The 14,417-nt window shown below is 61.9% G+C and carries 14 protein-coding genes; 10 read left to right on the plus strand and 4 right to left on the minus strand.

What is annotated here, in order from left to right; all coding sequences use genetic code 11:
• Positions 1–293: 293 nt before the first annotated feature.
• The gene (gene yaaA / locus Q9451_RS03970; RefSeq protein ID WP_012274099.1) at positions 294–1,073 is read right to left on the minus strand and encodes a peroxide stress protein YaaA; all 780 of its coding nucleotides are present in this window, start codon (positions 1,071–1,073) and stop codon (positions 294–296) included.
• Positions 1,074–1,210: 137 nt separating this feature from the next.
• On the opposite strand from yaaA, the gene Q9451_RS03975 reads away from it, so the two are divergent.
• From Q9451_RS03975 to moaE, 5 genes are all read left to right on the plus strand, one after another.
• The gene (locus Q9451_RS03975) at positions 1,211–2,338 is read left to right on the plus strand and encodes a polysaccharide deacetylase family protein (protein WP_060493260.1); all 1,128 of its coding nucleotides are present in this window, start codon (positions 1,211–1,213) and stop codon (positions 2,336–2,338) included.
• A gap of 281 nt (positions 2,339–2,619) precedes the next feature.
• The gene (locus tag Q9451_RS03980; RefSeq protein WP_012274097.1) at positions 2,620–4,014 is read left to right on the plus strand and encodes a PhoH family protein; all 1,395 of its coding nucleotides are present in this window, start codon (positions 2,620–2,622) and stop codon (positions 4,012–4,014) included.
• A 106-nt stretch (positions 4,015–4,120) separates the two neighbouring features.
• A complete protein-coding gene (gene moaC, locus Q9451_RS03985; protein WP_012274096.1) occupies positions 4,121–4,591 on the plus strand; it encodes a cyclic pyranopterin monophosphate synthase MoaC in 471 nt (156 codons plus the stop codon).
• A complete protein-coding gene (locus tag Q9451_RS03990; protein ID WP_012274095.1) occupies positions 4,591–4,836 on the plus strand; it encodes a MoaD/ThiS family protein in 246 nt (81 codons plus the stop codon). The genes moaC and Q9451_RS03990 overlap by 1 nt, the downstream gene beginning before the upstream one ends.
• Positions 4,837–4,838: 2 nt before the next feature.
• On the plus strand, positions 4,839–5,285 hold the full coding sequence (gene moaE, locus Q9451_RS03995) for a molybdopterin synthase catalytic subunit MoaE (protein WP_012274094.1): 447 nt from the start codon (positions 4,839–4,841) through the stop codon (positions 5,283–5,285).
• Between the two features lie 163 nt (positions 5,286–5,448).
• Here moaE and rhlB read toward each other — a convergent pair whose 3' ends face one another.
• Both rhlB and Q9451_RS04005 read right to left on the minus strand, forming a co-directional pair.
• Positions 5,449–6,918 (minus strand): ATP-dependent RNA helicase RhlB, encoded by a 1,470-nt coding sequence (rhlB, locus tag Q9451_RS04000; RefSeq protein WP_012274093.1) that lies wholly within the window; start codon positions 6,916–6,918, stop codon positions 5,449–5,451.
• 101 nt (positions 6,919–7,019) lie between these two features.
• Positions 7,020–7,676, minus strand: coding sequence for an alpha/beta fold hydrolase (locus Q9451_RS04005; RefSeq protein ID WP_012274092.1), 657 nt, complete (start codon positions 7,674–7,676; stop codon positions 7,020–7,022).
• A gap of 332 nt (positions 7,677–8,008) precedes the next feature.
• On the opposite strand from Q9451_RS04005, the gene Q9451_RS04010 reads away from it, so the two are divergent.
• The 4 genes from Q9451_RS04010 (at position 8,009) to Q9451_RS04025 (ending at position 12,166) form a co-directional block, all read left to right on the plus strand.
• Positions 8,009–9,037, plus strand: a complete 1,029-nt coding sequence (locus Q9451_RS04010; protein WP_012274091.1) for an amino acid ABC transporter substrate-binding protein — start codon at positions 8,009–8,011, stop codon at positions 9,035–9,037.
• Between the two features lie 67 nt (positions 9,038–9,104).
• On the plus strand, positions 9,105–10,283 hold the full coding sequence (locus Q9451_RS04015) for an amino acid ABC transporter permease (protein ID WP_012274090.1): 1,179 nt from the start codon (positions 9,105–9,107) through the stop codon (positions 10,281–10,283).
• A 10-nt stretch (positions 10,284–10,293) separates the two neighbouring features.
• Positions 10,294–11,391, plus strand: coding sequence for an amino acid ABC transporter permease (locus Q9451_RS04020; RefSeq protein ID WP_012274089.1), 1,098 nt, complete (start codon positions 10,294–10,296; stop codon positions 11,389–11,391).
• Between the two features lie 10 nt (positions 11,392–11,401).
• Positions 11,402–12,166, plus strand: coding sequence for an amino acid ABC transporter ATP-binding protein (locus Q9451_RS04025; RefSeq protein WP_003251792.1), 765 nt, complete (start codon positions 11,402–11,404; stop codon positions 12,164–12,166).
• A gap of 30 nt (positions 12,167–12,196) precedes the next feature.
• Here the strand turns inward: Q9451_RS04025 and algW are convergent, their stop codons facing one another.
• Positions 12,197–13,357 (minus strand): Do family serine endopeptidase AlgW, encoded by a 1,161-nt coding sequence (gene algW, locus Q9451_RS04030; RefSeq protein ID WP_012274088.1) that lies wholly within the window; start codon positions 13,355–13,357, stop codon positions 12,197–12,199.
• Positions 13,358–13,525: 168 nt separating this feature from the next.
• Here algW and Q9451_RS04035 point away from each other — a divergent pair, with 168 nt between their 5' ends.
• Complete coding sequence (locus tag Q9451_RS04035; RefSeq protein ID WP_012274087.1) at positions 13,526–14,284, plus strand: Nif3-like dinuclear metal center hexameric protein; 759 nt, start codon at positions 13,526–13,528, stop codon at positions 14,282–14,284.
• Positions 14,285–14,417: the final 133 nt, after the last annotated feature.

Below are 14,417 nucleotides of genomic sequence, written 5' to 3' on the forward strand. Positions count from 1 at the left end.
TCAGTTGTAGGCAGTTTCAATTTGATAGCACGCGGGTGTTTCACCCCCGTGTATCAAGGGTGTAACTGTTACGAGATGTTTTTATGCCAGTATCGGAAAATATTTTTCAAAATTCGTCAAAAAAGGTATGAACGGTCTTATGGCGTTTGGCGATAAAGGTAGGCATGTCGATTTGTTGGCGCCTGATTTATGGCGTGATGGCGATTTGCATCGTGCCCTGTTGCAGGGCGGAGGGGATGGGGCTTGGCTGATGGCCCCTTCGCGGACACGCCCGCGAAGAGGGCTTTGCAGGCTTAATCGGCAGGGTGATCGCGCAGGAACACCAGATGGTCCGGCTTGGACTGCTCGGCACTGTAGTAATAGCCCTGCACATCGAACTGCTTGAGCTGCTCTGGGTCGCTGATGCGCTGCTGGATGACGAAGCGGCTCATCATGCCGCGGGCTTTCTTGGCGTAGAAGCTGATGATCTTGTACTGGCCGTTCTTCAGGTCCTTGAAATCGACATTGATCACCCGGGCCTTCAGCGCGCTGCGTTTCACCGCGCTGAAGTACTCATTGCTGGCCAGGTTCAGCAGCACGTCATCACCCTGTTCGGCCAGGGCCTCGTTCAGCCATTCGCTGATGCGTGTGCCCCAGAAGGCGTACAGGTCCTTGCCGCGTGCGTTGGCCAGCTTGGTGCCCATTTCCAGGCGGTAGGGCTGCATCAGGTCCAGCGGGCGCAGCAGGCCGTACAGGCCAGAAAGCATGCGCAGGTGGTCTTGTGCGTAACTGAAGTCGTCTTCAGCCAGGCTTTCGGCGTCGAGGCCGGTGTACACGTCACCCTTGAACGCCAGCAGCGCCTGTTTGGCATTGGCGGGGGTGAAGTCTGGGGTCCAGCTGCCGAAACGAGCGGCATTCAGGCCCGCGAGCTTGTCGGACAGGTGCATCAGTTCGCTGATCTGCGCTGGCGACAGTTCGCGCAGCTGCTGGATCAGCGCCTGGGAGTCATCCAGGTACTGGGGCAGGGTGAAACGCTCGGTTACTGGCGGGGTGTCGTAGTCGAGGGTCTTGGCGGGGGAAATCACCGTCAGCATCGGGTCGGCTCCTGGCATCGTTGGTCGAGGATTCTACGGGCTGGGCGGTGCAAGTCCAAACTATGGCGACGATAGTCACAGACCATGGCCGATGCAGGCGCTATAGTTCGCGTTTTGCCGTTGCGGAGCCTTCGACCGTGCGCACTGCCTTTGCCTTGCTGGCCGCTCTGCTGAGCCTGGCCGTGCAAGCCGCCCCTTCACCCCAGGTCAGCCTGGACCGCAGCCTGTGGCCCGAGCAACTGAACAGCCCGGCGCTGTTCGACGTGGCCTCGCGGGCGGAAATCCTTTCGTTCGCCCAGGTGCTGCACGAAAGCGAGTTGCTGGATGACTCGGCGCTGGCGGCGAGGCTGGGGCTGCGGCAGATCAACCTGCAGAAGGTGCGCCAGGTGCGGGCACGTATGTGGCAGCGGTTGTGGGCAGGTTATCAACAGGCGCAGCGCAGTTGCGAGCAGGACGCGTCGTTCTGCTACCCGGTTACGTCGATGGCGGAGTTGCGCACGCAGGCAGCCACGTTCGCTGCTGATGTCGGCACGTTCTATACCGGCTGGGTCGAGCCAAGCCATCAGTTTCATGTGCGCTATCTGGACGAGCAGCTGCGCAAGGCGGCGTTGTTGCCGCAGACCAGTAGCGAAATCGAGCGGTTGTCTTCGCGCGAGCGCAATGGCGACGAATTGAACGACCGTATGTTCCTGCTGACCTTCGTCGGCGGGCCCGGGCCTGAGAGTGGCAGTACCGATTTACTCACCGATTACTTGCGCCGGCAGAAGCTCGAAGGCACGTTCTTCGTGCTCGGCAACCGTCTGCAGCAACGCCGGGATGGCGGGGCTGCGAACGCCTTGCGCCGGCTCTATGGCGGCCAGTGCGTGGGCATCCAGGGTTGGGAGTACCGCTCCCATGCGCAGTGGACCGACTGGCAGGATTCGCTGCGGCGCAGCCAGGCGCGGGTGCAGGCCGACTTGCCGGAACAGTATGTGCCGCTGTTCCGCCCGCCTTATGGCCAGCGCCGGGCCGACGGCGAGGCGTTCATGGCCAGCCAACAGCTGCGGGTATCGTTATGGGATATCGATGCCCAGGATGACGGCGCACTGAGCGCAGAGGCGTCGGCGCAGCGTGTACTGACCCTGATGCTGCTGTGGCGCAAGGGCGTGATCCAGTTCCATGACAGCCTGCCCAAGGCGCAGCCGGCGGTGGAATGGGTGCTGCGCAATACCGCCCAGAGCGGGATTGGCTGGGAGAGTTGCCGAGAATATGGATATAGCGAATAGAGGGTATGACTTCTGAGCGTAGACCCCTCTGGCCCTGCCGCCAAGAGGGCTTCGTCAATCAGAAAAATAAAGTTCAAAAACACGTAAAAATGCTTTTTTTGGTCATGGTTTTTGCGGTATGAAGAAACCAGACAGCCGATTCCTGCAGCACAGGTGGCGTCATCCAGGCCCACCTTGCCAGGTTCGCTTCCCGCCCGTAACAACGCGGATACGGGAACAGCGGCAGTCACTTTGCGGCGCAACAGACCGCGCCGTATGGCTTCGACATAAGGTGACCGAGTATGGATGACCAAGGACGCAACCCTTCCTCCAGCAAGCCAATCCTCTATGTGCTCGATACCAACGTCCTGATTCACGACCCCAACGCGTTACTGAACTTCGAGGAGCACCATGTCGCCATTCCGATGACGGTGCTGGAGGAACTCGACAAGCTCAAGACCGGTAAACAGACCATCGCCGCCGAATGCCGGCAGGCCATCCGCCTGATCGACCAGACCCTTGGTGACGCTTCGCCTAGCGATGTCGAGCAGGGCGTGCCGATCCAGCGCAACAAAAGCGGGCCCAAGGGCTTCCTGTCGATCCTGATGAGCCCGCGCAACGAGCCCAGCAAGTTGCTGCCGGAAAACCTCAACGACAACATCATCATCAACACCTTGCTCGACGTACGCAGCCGGCGCACCGACTTGGACGTGGTGCTGGTCACCAAAGACATCAACATGCGCCTGAAGGCGCGCGCCTGTGGCATTGCGGCCGAGGACTACAGCACCGACCAGTTGGTCGATGACGTGTCCTTGCTGTCCAAGGGTTACCACTCGGTCACCGGCTCGTTCTGGGACCGCGTCAGCAAGGTCGATACCCGCCAGGAGCGTGGCCGTACCTGGCATCGGGTGCAGATGATCGACAACTTGCCAGCCGTGCATATCAACGAGTTCATCATCGATGAGCAGGGCTTCGTCGGCTGGATCAAGGGCATCCGCAACGACGAACTGCTGCTGCTCGACTTGCACCAGGAACCGCTGCTGCACCAGGAAGCCTGGGGCCTGAAACCACGCGACATCCACCAAAGCCTGGCGCTGTTCGCCTTGCTCGACCCGGATATCCACCTGGTCAACCTGACCGGCGCCGCAGGCTCCGGCAAGACCATCCTGGCCCTGGCTGCGGCCATCGAGCAGACCATGGTCAGCAAGCGCTACCGGCGCATCATCGCCACCCGCAGCGTGCAGGGGCTGGACCAGGAGATCGGCTTCCTGCCGGGTACCGAAGCGGAGAAAATGGAGCCGTGGCTGGGCGCTATCACCGACAACCTCGAAGCCTTGCACATGGATGACGAAAGTACCCATGGCAGCGTCGAGTACATCCTCGAACGCGTGCCGTTGCAGTTCAAGTCGCTGAACTACATCCGTGGCCGCAGCTTCCAGCAAAGCCTGATCCTGATCGACGAGTGCCAGAACCTGACGCCGCACCAGATGAAAACCATCATTACCCGTGCCGGCTCCGGTTCCAAGGTGGTCTGCCTGGGCAACCTGGCGCAGATCGACACCCCCTACCTGTCCGCGACCAGCTCGGGCCTGACCTACCTGACCGAGCGTTTCAAGGACTTCCCCCACGGCGTGCACATCACCCTGCAGGGCGTGCCACGCTCGGTGCTGGCCGAGTACGCCGAGTCGCATCTGTAACCCTTGCCGCCGGGCGGTTCGCCGCCCGGCCTCTTCGCGGTCAAACCCTCTGCTCAAACCTGACCCACGGGTTTACACTGGCTGTTCCCTTCACAGGAGCAGAGCAGTGCTGACACATCTTGATTCCCAGGGGCGGGCCAACATGGTCGACGTCACTGAAAAGGCCGTGACCGAGCGCGAGGCCACCGCCGAGGCGCGGGTGCGCATGTTGCCGCAGACGTTGCAGATGATCGTCGACGGTGAACACCCCAAAGGCGACGTGTTCGCCGTGGCGCGCATTGCCGGGATCCAGGCGGCGAAGAAGACCAGCGACCTGATCCCGCTGTGCCACCCATTGATGCTGACCAGCGTCAAGGTCGAACTCAGTGCCGAGGGCCAGGACACTGTGCGTATCGTCGCCCGTTGCAAGCTGGCGGGGCAGACCGGTGTGGAGATGGAAGCGTTGACCGCAGCCAGTGTGGCGGCGCTGACGATCTATGACATGTGCAAGGCGGTGGACAAGGGCATGGTCATCGAGCAAGTGCGCCTGCTGGAAAAGCTCGGCGGCAAGAGCGGTCACTACAAGGTGCAGGCGTGATGAAGGTCAAGGTGAGTTATTTTGCCCGTTACCGCGAGCTGCTGGGCGTGGATGCCGAGCATGTAGAGGGCGCGTTCAAGGTGCTGGACGATGTCCGCCAGGTCCTGGTGGCCAAGGGCGGGCAATATGCGGTGCTGGCCGAGCAGAACCTGATGTCCGCGCGTAACGAAGAACTGTGCAAACTCGACGAGCCGCTGGCAGAGGGTGATGAAGTGGCGTTTTTCCCGCCGGTGACCGGAGGCTGAACATGGCAGTGCGAGTGCAGCAAGGCGCGTTCGACCCGGGGGCCGAGGTCAATGCCATGCATGCGGCCAACGTCGGCGTGGGCGCGGTGGTCGGTTTTGTCGGCTATGTGCGGGATTTCAACGATGGCCGTGAAGTGGCGGGGATGTTCCTTGAACACTATCCCGGCATGACCGAGAAGGCCTTGGCCAAGATCGTGGTCGAGGCCGAGCAGCGCTGGCCACTGCTGAAGGTGGAAGTGCTGCACCGCATCGGTGCGCTGGAGCCGGGTGAGCCGATCGTGTTCGTCGGTGTGGCCAGTGCCCATCGGCAGGCAGCGTTCGACGCCTGCAACTTCATCATGGACTACCTGAAGACCCGGGCGCCGTTCTGGAAGAAGGAGAATACCGAGGAAGGGCCGCGGTGGGTGGAAGGGAAGCAGAGTGACCAGGATGCGGCGGGGCGCTGGTAGTCAAGGTTGCACCGATTCCCTGTAGGAGCGGCCTTGTGTCGCGAAAGGGCCGCAAAGCGGCCCCGGCAATAGCTGCATTAAAGATGAAATCTTTGGGGCCGCTGCGCGGCCCTTTCGCGACACAAGGCCGCTCCTACAGGGACGGCGTTAGCATTTCGGGTAATCAGTGGTGCTTGCGCGGCACCGGCTTCAACAGCTCATCCGGCGGCATTTCACACTTGATCTTGCGCCCCAGCAGTTCTTCGATCGCCGGCAACTGGTAGGAATCATCCTCACCGGCAAAGCTGATCGACACACCACTGCTCCCCGCACGGCCAGTTCGGCCAATGCGGTGCACGTAGTCGTCCGGGTCTTCCGGCAGGGTGAAGTTGATCACATGGCTGATACCATCGATGTGAATACCACGCCCCGCCACGTCGGTCGCCACCAGCACGGTGATGCGCCCTTCACGGAAGCTCTCCAGGGTACGGATGCGCTTGTGTTGCGGCACGTCGCCCGACAGCTGGGCGGCATTGATGCCGTCACGCACCAGCTTTTCTTCGATACGCCGCACTTCGTCCTTGCGGTTGGCGAACACCATTACCCGTTCCCACTTGTTCTGGGTCACCAGGTTGTACAGCAGCTTGTACTTGTCGCTGCCGGCCACGGCATACACATGCTGCTCGACCGTTTCGCTGGCGACGTTTTCCGGTTCGATCTCGACGATGGCCGGGTTGGTGGTCCACTGCTTGGCCAGGTTCATCACGTCGTCGGTGAAGGTGGCGGAGAACAGCAGGGTCTGGCGCTCGCTCTTCGGCGGCGTCTGGCGAATGATCTGGCGAACCTGGGGGATGAAGCCCATGTCGAGCATGCGGTCGGCTTCGTCCAGCACCATCACCTCGACCATGTCCAGGTGCACCTCGCCGCGCTGATTGAAGTCCAGCAGGCGGCCCGGGGTGGCCACCAGGATATCGCAGTGGCGCGCTTCCAGGGCCTTGAGCTGCTTGTCGAAGTCCATGCCACCGACGAAGCTCATCACGTTCAGGCCGGTGTACTTGGTCAGGGCCGCGGCGTCCTTGGCGATCTGCACCACCAGCTCGCGGGTAGGGGCGATGATCAGCGCGCGCGGTTCGCCCATGTAGCGTTCCTTGGGCGGGGGCGTTTGCTGCAACTGGGAAATGATCGAGATCAGGAATGCGGCGGTCTTGCCGGTACCGGTCTGGGCCCGGCCGATGGCGTCCTGGCCACGCAGGGTGTAACCCAGTACCTGCGCCTGAATCGGCGTGCAGTATGGGAAGCCCAGGTCGTGGATGGCGTGCATCAGCTCGTTGGACAGCTTGAAGTCGTGGAAACGGGTTTTGCCTTCCTGCGGCTCGACCACGAAGTCTTCGGGCTTCCATAGGCTGGCCTGCGGTTTGGGCTTGCGCTCGCGACGCGGTTTGTCCTTGGCCGGCTTCTCGGCTGCTGGCGCTGGCGTAACGGCGGCAGGCCGCTCAGCCTTGGGGGTGGGGTTGGCGCGCGGGGCGGCCGGTTTGGCTGCGGGCCGGGGCTCGCTGGCGGGCGTGGGCGCCGGTGGCGTCACGCTGGCAGCAGGAGCGACGGCCTGTGGCGCGGCGTCTCCCTTGCCGAATATTTTCTTGAGTGCCTTGAGCACGATCGTCTCATCAACTGGTTAAGGAATGTACGCCGGGCAGTGTAATGCAAGATTCGGGCGCGGCGTAGTGGAATAGCCCTACAACTACAGGCGGTCGCGGCTTATTGCAGTTGCTTGGCCAGCCATTCGTGAATGTCGTTCAGCTCTTCGACTACCACTTCGTGCTCCATCGGGTACTCGTGCCAGCGGGCGGCGACGCCCCAGGTGTTCAGGTACTCGAAGGCGGTGCGGCCCATGGACGGGATCACTACCGGGTCGTGCACCCCATGCAGGCACAGGGCCGGGGTGCGTTGCTGGCAGGCACTCAACTGGTGCTGGTCGTTGAAGGTGGGGGCGTAGGTGGACAGGGCGATCACCCCGCCCAGTGCTTCTTGCCACTTTATATAGGCAGTGTGCAGCACCACCGCACCACCCTGGGAGAAACCGGCCAGGAAGATCCGCGACAGGTTGATGCCTTTGGCCTGCTCGGCCTTGATCAGGGCAACCACTTGCTCGGCCGACTCCTCCAGCTGAGCTTCGTCGATGGCGCGGGCTGGGGTCATGGCCTTGATGTCGTACCAGCTGGGCATGGCGTAGCCGCCGTTGATGGTCACGGGGCGGGTTGGCGCCTGGGGCATGATGAAGCGGGTGCTGAGCAGGCGCTCCTGCATGAATTCGGCCACAGGTAGGAAGTCGTAACGATCGGCCCCCAGACCGTGCAACCAGATCACACAGGCGTCAGCGGTTTTCTGTGGTTCGAGAATCAGCGGGTTGGTCATGACTGCTCCGAAAATGTGCGTGTCTTGTTATGGCGTGCGTGAAAAGAAGGCACGGGAAATGATTGTCGGAAAAAGAATGTCGCAACGATACAACTTTCCCTACTTGACGAGCGCTTAAACGCTACAGCCAAAGAATCTGGTACGCCCTTTGCAATTCAACCTGTGATGCAAAGGGCAAGCCGTGACGGTAACACCCTTTGCACGCGAAGGCTGTCACAGAACAGTCCATTGCGCCAATTGACCCAATAACAAGCCAATACGGGTCGGATACGCCTCAAAAGGGTGCGGTGCAATTCCGGCTCGATACAACAAGAGCGATTTGGAGGTTGTGAATGAAGATGTTGAAAACCACCCTGGCAGTCCTGACCGCTGCCGCCGCGCTGGGCGCCGTGAGCAATGCCCAGGCCGGCGCCACCCTCGATGCGGTAAAGAAAAAGGGCTTCGTCCAGTGTGGCGTGAGCGACGGTCTTCCAGGCTTCTCGGTACCTGATGCACAGGGCAAGATCGTCGGTATCGACGCCGATGTCTGCCGTGCCGTGGCCGCCGCCGTGTTTGGCGATGCCACCAAGGTCAAGTTCAGCCAGCTCAACGCCAAGGAACGCTTCACCGCCCTGCAATCGGGCGAAGTCGACGTGCTGTCGCGCAACACCACCTGGACCAGCTCGCGCGATGCGGGCATGGGCCTGGTGTTCGCCGGTGTCACCTACTATGACGGCGTCGGCTTCCTGGTCAACAAGAAGCTGGGTGTTTCCAGCGCCAAGGAGCTCGATGGCGCGACCATCTGCATCCAGGCCGGTACCACCACCGAGCTGAACGTATCGGACTTCTTCCGCGCCAATAACCTGAAGTACACCCCGATCACCTTCGACACGTCCGACGAAAGCGCCAAGTCGCTGGAGTCCGGCCGTTGCGACGTGCTGACTTCGGACAAGTCGCAGCTGTTCGCCCAGCGCTCCAAGCTGGCCGCGCCGACCGACTACGTGGTGCTGCCGGAAACCATCTCCAAGGAGCCACTGGGCCCGGTAGTGCGCAAGGGCGACGAGGAGTGGTTCAGCATCGTCAAATGGACCCTGTTCGCCATGCTCAACGCCGAAGAGGCGGGCATCACCTCGAAGAACGTCGAAGCTGAGGCCAAGGCCACCAAGAACCCGGACGTCGCCCGCCTGCTGGGTGGGGATGGCGAGTACGGCAAGGACCTCAAACTGCCCAAAGACTGGGTAGTGCAGATCGTCAAGCAAGTCGGCAACTACGGCGAAGTCTTCGAGAAGAACCTGGGCCAGAGCACCGACCTGAAGATCGACCGTGGCATGAACGCCCTGTGGAACAACGGCGGCATCCAGTACGCGCCACCTGTGCGCTGATGGTTGCACCCTGCGGCGGCATCCCGCCGCCGCAGGCTGTTCGAATCCCTACTGTCCGGGGCACTTCATGCAAAATCAAATCGGCGCACCCAAGGGCTTGTCCCTTAACGATCCGCGTGTGCGCGCGTGGCTGTTCCAGATTCTCACGATCGTCTTCGTGGTCGGTCTGGGCTGGTACCTGTTCCACAACACGCAAACCAACCTGCAGCACCGAGGCATCACGTCGGGCTTCGACTTTCTGGACCGCAGTGCCGGCTTCGGCATCGCCCAGCACCTGATCCCCTACGTGGAATCCGACAGCTATGCGCGGGTGTTCGTCATCGGCCTGCTCAATACCCTGCTGGTGACCTTCATCGGTGTCATCCTGGCGACGATCCTGGGCTTCATCATCGGTGTGGCGCGGCTGTCGCCAAACTGGATGATCAACAAGCTGGCGACCGTGTATGTGGAAACCTTCCGCAATATCCCGCCGCTGTTGCAGATCCTGTTCTGGTATTTCGCCGTGTTCCTGACCCTGCCAGGCCCACGGGGCAGCATCAACATCGACGATATGTTCTTCATCAGCAACCGTGGCCTGAACATGCCGGGCGCCTCCATGGCCGATGGTTTCTGGCCGTTTGCAGTGGCCGTGGTGGTGGCAATCGCGGCCATTGCCGTGATGGTGCGCATGGCCAACAAACGCTTTGACGAGACTGGCGTGCCGTTCCACAAGTTCTGGGCAGGGCTGGCGCTGTTGATCGCCATCCCGGGCTTGAGCGTGCTGTTGTTCGGCAGCCCGGTGACCTGGGAAGTACCGCAGCTGAAGGGCTTCAACTTCGTCGGTGGCTGGGTATTGATCCCCGAACTGCTGGCGCTGACCTTGGCGCTGACTATTTATACGGCAGCTTTCATCGCTGAAATCGTGCGTTCCGGCATCCGTTCGGTCAGCCATGGCCAGACCGAAGCCGCCCGTTCGCTCGGCCTGCGCGAGGGCCCGACCCTGCGCAAGGTGATCATCCCCCAGGCACTGCGGGTGATCATTCCGCCGCTGACCAGCCAGTACCTGAACCTTGCGAAGAACTCGTCGCTGGCGGCCGGTATCGGCTACCCGGAAATGGTCTCACTGTTCGCCGGTACCGTGCTCAACCAGACCGGCCAGGCCATCGAGGTGATCGCCATCACCATGAGTGTCTATCTCGCCATCAGCATCAGCATTTCGCTGCTGATGAACTGGTACAACAAGCGCATTGCGCTGATCGAGCGGTGAGGATACGCCCGTGAATGCCCATGTTTTCAAACCCGATATGCCGCCACCGGTGAAAACCGTCGGCGTGCTCGCATGGATGCGTGCCAATCTGTTCTCCAGCTGGCTCAACACGTTGTTGACCCTGTTTGCCCTGTACCTGGTGTGGCTGATCGTGCCGCCGTTGCTGCAGTGGGCGTTGATCGACGCCAACTGGGTCGGCACCACCCGCGCCGACTGCACCAAGGAGGGCGCCTGCTGGGTGTTCGTGCAGCAGCGCTTCGGCCAGTTCATGTACGGCTACTACCCGGCGGAGCTGCGCTGGCGCGTGGACCTGACCGTGTGGCTTGCCGTGCTCGGTGCCGCCCCGCTGTTCATCAAGCGCTTCCCGCGCAAGGCCTTCTATGGCCTGGGCTTCCTGGTGCTGTACCCGGTTTTGGCCTACACCCTGCTGCACGGGGGCTACCTGGGCCTGGATAGCGTGCCGACCAGCCAATGGGGCGGGCTGATGCTGACCCTGGTGATCGCCACCGTGGGTATCGTCGGTGCCTTGCCGCTGGGCATCCTGCTGGCCCTGGGCCGGCGTTCGCGGATGCCAGCCGTGAAGGTGGTGTGCGTGACCTTCATCGAGTTCTGGCGCGGCGTACCGCTGATCACCGTGCTGTTCATGTCCTCGGTGATGCTGCCGTTGTTCCTGCCTGAAGGCATGAGCTTCGACAAGCTGCTGCGGGCGATGATCGGCGTGATCCTGTTCCAGTCGGCGTACATCGCCGAGGTGGTGCGCGGTGGCCTGCAGGCCATCCCCAAGGGCCAGTACGAAGCCGCTGCGGCCATGGGCCTGGGCTACTGGCGCTCGATGGGCCTGGTGATCCTGCCGCAGGCACTCAAGCTGGTGATCCCCGGCATCGTCAACACCTTCATCGCCCTGTTCAAGGACACCAGCCTGGTGATCATCATCGGCCTGTTCGACCTGCTGAACAGCGTCAAGCAAGCCGCCGCTGACCCGGCCTGGCTGGGCATGGCCACCGAGGGCTATGTGTTCGCCGCCCTGGTGTTCTGGGTTTTCTGTTTCGGTATGTCCCGCTACTCCATGCATCTGGAGCGCAAGCTGGACACTGGCCACAAGCGTTAGGAGTTTCGAAATGAGTGAAGCGATCAAGCAGCCTGCTGGCCCCGAAGGCATCATCCAGATGCAGGGTGTGAACAAGTGGTACGGCCAGTTCCATGTGCTCAAGGACATCAACCTGAATGTGCGCCAGGGCGAGCGCATCGTGCTGTGCGGGCCGTCCGGCTCGGGCAAGTCCACCACCATCCGCTGCCTCAACCGCCTGGAAGAGCATCAGCAGGGGCGTATCGTGGTCGACGGGGTGGAGCTGACCAACGACCTCAAGCAGATCGAGGCTATCCGCCGTGAAGTGGGCATGGTGTTCCAGCACTTCAACCTGTTCCCGCACCTGAGCATTCTGGAAAACTGCACCCTGGCGCCGATGTGGGTGCGCAAGATGCCACGGCGCAAGGCCGAGGAAATTGCCATGCATTACCTGGAGCGGGTGCGTATTCCGGAGCAGGCGCACAAGTACCCAGGGCAGTTGTCGGGTGGCCAGCAGCAGCGTGTGGCGATTGCCCGTGCGCTGTGCATGAAACCCAAGATCATGCTGTTCGATGAACCGACCTCGGCGCTGGACCCGGAAATGGTCAAGGAAGTGCTCGATACCATGGTGGGCCTGGCCGAAGATGGCATGACCATGCTTTGCGTAACCCACGAAATGGGCTTTGCCCGGACTGTGGCGAACCGGGTGATCTTCATGGACAAGGGGGAGATTGTGGAGCAAGCCGCGCCGGATGACTTCTTCGACCGGCCGCGCAGTGATCGGACCAAGTTGTTCCTCAGCCAGATCCTGCACTGATGCAGTTGGGGCCGCAAAGCGGCCCCATTTTTATTTCTCTTCCGGGTTGGCAGCCGGCGCCGGCGGCGGCCGCAGCCCCACCTCGGCAACCAGCTTCAATTGCTGCCCATTGCGCATCACCTCGATGGTGATCTTCTCATTGGGCTTGATCCGCGCCACCTGGTTCATCGACTTGCGCCCGTCACCGGCCGGCTCGCCGTTGATGCTCAGGATCACGTCACCCAGCTGCAGCCCGGCCTTGGCCGCCGGCCCTTCGCGGAAGATACCCGCCACCACGATGCCTGGGCGGTCCTTCATGCCGAACGACTCGGCCAGCTCCTGGCTCAGCGGCTGCACTTCGATACCCAGCCAGCCACGAATCACCTGGCCATGCTCGACGATCGACTTCATCACCTCCAGTGCCAGTTTTACCGGGATGGCAAAACCGATGCCTTGCGAGCCGCCGGACTTGGAAAAGATTGCCGTGTTGATGCCGACCAGGTTGCCATTGGCATCCACCAGCGCGCCACCCGAATTGCCGGGGTTGATCGCCGCGTCGGTCTGGATGAAGTCTTCGTAGTTGTTCAGGCCCAGCTGGTTGCGGCCGGTGGCGCTGATGATGCCCATGGTCACGGTCTGGCCGACGCCAAACGGGTTGCCGATGGCCAGCGACACGTCGCCGATATGGATGTTGTCGGAACGGCCGATGGTGATTGCCGGCAGATTCTTCAGGTCGATCTTGAGCACCGCCAGGTCGGTTTCCGGGTCGCTGCCGATCACGCGGGCCAAGGTTTCGCGGCCATCCTTCAGCGCAACGACGATCTGGTCGGCGCCGCTGGTGACGTGGTTGTTGGTCAGCAGGTAGCCCTCGGGGCTCATGATCACCGCCGAGCCCAGGCTTGATTCCCAGCGGCGCTGCTTGGGCAGGTTGTCGCCGAAAAAGCGGCGGAACTGCGGGTCTTCGAAGAGCGGGTGAGCGCTTTTGTTCACCACCTTGGTGGTGTACAGGTTGACCACAGCCGGGGCGGCCAATGTCACGGCGTCGGCGTACGACACCGGGCCTTGCATGATCCGCGTGGTCTGCGGTGCTTGCTGCAGGTTGACGTCCTGGCTGGGCAGGCCGACCCATTCCGGGAAACGCTGGATGATCAGCATGGCGATCAGTACGCCGGTAAGCAGGGGCCAGCCAAAGTAACGCAAAGCCTTGAACATGAACGAATCCTGGAAAGAGCGGGGGCCAGCGGCCGCGCAGTGGGGCATGAGCGCGCGCGATGATACACCGGTTCCCCCAGTGCCGGCGACGGCCCATAATGGCCGGCATTATACGGGCGTTCGCTAGGCGTTGTGCCTGGGAAAAGCGCAGTTTTCGAGGAGATTTTCATGGCCGTCGCTCTAAACACCCTGGTCGAAGAAGCCGAGCGTTACCTGGGTAGCGCGAAGATCCAGGATTATTGCCCCAATGGCCTGCAGGTCGAAGGCCGGCCACAGGTCAGCCGCATCGTCAGTGGCGTTACCGCCAGCCAGGCGTTACTGGACGCAGCGGTCGAGGCCGGGGCCGACCTGGTGCTGGTGCACCATGGTTACTTCTGGAAAGGTGAAAACCCATGCATCACCGGTATTCGCCAGCGTCGCCTGAAAACCTTGCTGAACAACGATATCAGCCTGCTGGCGTTTCACCTGCCGCTGGACGTGCACCCGGAGGTAGGTAACAACGTGCAACTGGCGCGGCAACTGGACATCACCGTCGAAGGGCCGCTGGACCCGGAGAACCCCAAAGTGGTCGGGTTGGTCGGTTCGCTGGCCGAGCCCGTGACCGCGCGTGATTTTGCAAGGCGGGTGCAGGACGTGCTGGGGCGTGAGCCGTTGCTGGTCGAAGGCGACGAGATGATCCGTCGGGTCGGCTGGTGCACCGGTGGCGGGCAGGGTTACATCGACACGGCGATTGCGGCCGGGGTGGACCTGTACCTCACAGGCGAGGCGTCGGAGCAGACTTACCACAGTGCCCGCGAGAATGGGGTCAGCTTCATTGCGGCCGGGCACCATGCCACCGAGCGCTATGGCGTGCAGGCGCTGGGCGATTACCTGGCGCGGCGGTTTGCCGTGGAGCACCTGTTCATCGATTGCCCGAACCCCATCTGAAATCAGTGCTGCCCTCTGCGCGGGCTCGCCTGCTCCCAAAGGGCCGCAACGCGGCCCCAATATCAGCCAAACCCCCAGTCATATCGTTAGACCTTTTCGATCTAGCCCGCCGCCTAAATAGAAGCAGCCGCTG

The sequence above is a fragment of the Pseudomonas sp. NY8896 genome (assembly GCF_039634505.1).

Bases quoted from the DNA above. Each gene is read 5' to 3' on its own strand.
- yaaA (WP_012274099.1), bottom strand. From the start codon at position 1,073: ATGCTGACGGTGATTTCCCCCGCCAAGACCCTCGACTACGACACCCCG.
- Q9451_RS03980 (WP_012274097.1), top strand. From the start codon at position 2,620: ATGGATGACCAAGGACGCAACCCTTCCTCCAGCAAGCCAATCCTCTAT.
- Q9451_RS03990 (WP_012274095.1), top strand. From the start codon at position 4,591: ATGAAGGTCAAGGTGAGTTATTTTGCCCGTTACCGCGAGCTGCTGGGC.
- moaE (WP_012274094.1), top strand. From the start codon at position 4,839: ATGGCAGTGCGAGTGCAGCAAGGCGCGTTCGACCCGGGGGCCGAGGTC.
- Q9451_RS04005 (WP_012274092.1), bottom strand. From the start codon at position 7,676: ATGACCAACCCGCTGATTCTCGAACCACAGAAAACCGCTGACGCCTGT.
- Q9451_RS04010 (WP_012274091.1), top strand. From the start codon at position 8,009: ATGAAGATGTTGAAAACCACCCTGGCAGTCCTGACCGCTGCCGCCGCG.
- Q9451_RS04015 (WP_012274090.1), top strand. From the start codon at position 9,105: ATGCAAAATCAAATCGGCGCACCCAAGGGCTTGTCCCTTAACGATCCG.
- Q9451_RS04025 (WP_003251792.1), top strand. From the start codon at position 11,402: ATGAGTGAAGCGATCAAGCAGCCTGCTGGCCCCGAAGGCATCATCCAG.
- algW (WP_012274088.1), bottom strand. From the start codon at position 13,357: ATGTTCAAGGCTTTGCGTTACTTTGGCTGGCCCCTGCTTACCGGCGTA.
- Q9451_RS04035 (WP_012274087.1), top strand. From the start codon at position 13,526: ATGGCCGTCGCTCTAAACACCCTGGTCGAAGAAGCCGAGCGTTACCTG.